General features: G+C 72.8%; 2 protein-coding genes. Both read left to right on the forward strand.

The genetic code is table 11. The features are described from left to right. Positions 1-413 (forward strand): DUF4115 domain-containing protein (locus GJV64_RS14845; protein WP_205599665.1); only part of this gene is annotated, 413 nt, incomplete at its 5' end. A 25-nt stretch (positions 414-438) separates the two neighbouring features. Continuing rightward, the coding region (locus GJV64_RS14850) for a YbgF trimerization domain-containing protein (RefSeq protein WP_328799207.1) at positions 439-947 on the forward strand (509 nt) is incomplete at its 3' end.

Genomic DNA, 947 nt, shown 5'->3' on the forward strand with positions numbered 1-947 from the left:
GAACCGCTGAGCCGGCTGTTGCGCCCACCGCTCCTGCGGCCGCGCCCGCTGCGCCTGCCGGCATCCCCACCAGCGGCCCGGTGGTCTTGACGGCGCGCGAGGATGTGTGGCTGCGCATCACCAATCCGACCAGCGGCCGCCGCGTGTTTATGGGCGTGCTGTCGGCCGGGCAGAGCTGGACGGTGCCCGATGGCATCGCGCCGGTGATGCGCACCGGCCGCGCGGGGGTGATGGAGATCAGGGTGGCCGGCGTGCTGTTGCCGCCATTGGGCAACACCAACCAGACCATCGATGGCGTGGTGCTGGCGGCCCCGGCACTGGCCGAACGCTTTGCCGGTGTTGCGCTGCCGACCCCGCAGCCGGCGGTTCAGGTGCCGGCAAGGCCCGTGCCGGCACAAGCGCCCCCAGCCTGACATCCTGTCCGCATCGGAGCCTGCCGTGACCCGCCTTCTGCCGTTCCTGCCACTCGTGCTGCTCCTAGCCGCTCCGGCGGCGGGCCAGGCGGTGGACACCGGCAAGCTGGATCGCCGGGTCGGCAAGCTGGAATCGGAGATGCGCGCGGTGCAGCGCAAGGTGTTCCCAGGCGGGGACAGCCGCTTCTTCGCACCGGAGATCGGCCAGGAGGCACCGCCTGCCCCGGCCCCGGCGCCGGCCCCAACCACCAGCCCCATAACCGACCTGTCGGCCCGGGTTGACGCGCTGGAAGGCCAGCTGCGCACCATGACCGGCCAGGTGGAGGCGATGGACTATCGCCTGCGCCAGCTGGAAGACGCGCAGCGCCGCATGAAGGGCGACGTGGAGTTTCGCCTGAATGCGCTGGAGAATCCCGGCGGCGCCCAACCTCAGGCTGGAACGCCGGCTGCCGCTGCACCCGCCGCTGCGGCCAGTGCGGGTGCAACTCCCGCCCCGACGGCCACCGCCCCAACTGCGGCCCCCGCCGCTGCCGC

The organism is Sandarakinorhabdus rubra, from assembly GCF_010994245.1.
Classification (GTDB): Bacteria; Pseudomonadota; Alphaproteobacteria; order Sphingomonadales; family Sphingomonadaceae; genus Sandarakinorhabdus; species Sandarakinorhabdus rubra.